The organism is Corynebacterium curieae, from assembly GCF_027570035.1.
GTDB classification, from domain to species: domain Bacteria; phylum Actinomycetota; class Actinomycetes; order Mycobacteriales; family Mycobacteriaceae; genus Corynebacterium; species Corynebacterium curieae.
In genome coordinates this window covers 1-782 of record NZ_JAKMUU010000028.1, presented here as the reverse complement: position 1 = coordinate 782, position 782 = coordinate 1, and the positions used below count along the sequence as shown (strand labels likewise).

Sequence of the window (782 nt, the reverse complement as noted above, 5' to 3'; positions counted from 1 at the left end):
ACCCTAGGACTACTGATCCTCATCGCCGCCACCGCACTCATCGTGCCCATTATCAACTACCTCAGCAACGCAGAAATGCGCCTGCGACAGCTACCCGCAGACACCAGCCGCACCATCAAAGAAACCTACCGCCCACTATTCACACTCGCCGCAGCCATAGCCGTCCTACTCCCGCTCCTGGCCAATGTCGCCGTCTTCCCTCAAGGGGTAAAAGCAATCTTCATCCCCTCCGCAATCGCCCTTAGCGGATTGATCGTCACCCTGGCGCTTATGGCCATTGACACCGCCGCCCGCCTAGAACTGCGCACAACCCCGCAAGCCGCCTACACACTGGTGGGATAACCTAGACCAAAAAGGAGAGACCCATGCCGAAGAAAACCTGGACTACCCCAATCCACGCCCTGCGCACCATTGCCGTCGACACCGACGAGGAAAACCCCGCCGTAGAAATCTACGCAGTAGAAGGCGCAACGCTTGACGAGTTGCAAGCCCGCGCCTACAGCCCGGCAGACGTAGAACTAACCATCAAGGCCCTTACCGAAGCCAAAGACTGCGCCCAGGCGCACTACGACGAGCACGCCGATGCTGAAAACTGGCACGAGGGCAACAACATCTAGACCCTCGCACGCCAAGCCCCAGCCGCCCTGCGGTTGGGGCTTTTTGTATAGCAATGACACTAAGCACACGCACCAGTGGGGGAGTAGGGAGGCGCACGATAGACGGTGTCACCAGGTAAATGTACGCACCACCTGTTAAGGCATATGCTAAGACATATGTTCCGC

General features: G+C 58.2%; 2 protein-coding genes. Both read left to right on the top strand.

Features of this window, described 5'->3' with window-relative positions; all coding sequences use genetic code 11:
* Positions 1-342, top strand: a 342-nt coding sequence (locus L8V01_RS11895; protein ID WP_269947170.1) for a hypothetical protein, incomplete at its 5' end; no start/stop codon positions are given.
* A gap of 23 nt (positions 343-365) precedes the next feature.
* The gene (locus L8V01_RS11890; RefSeq protein ID WP_070624364.1) at positions 366-617 is read left to right on the top strand and encodes a hypothetical protein; all 252 of its coding nucleotides are present in this window, start codon (positions 366-368) and stop codon (positions 615-617) included.
* Positions 618-782 lie beyond the last annotated feature (165 nt).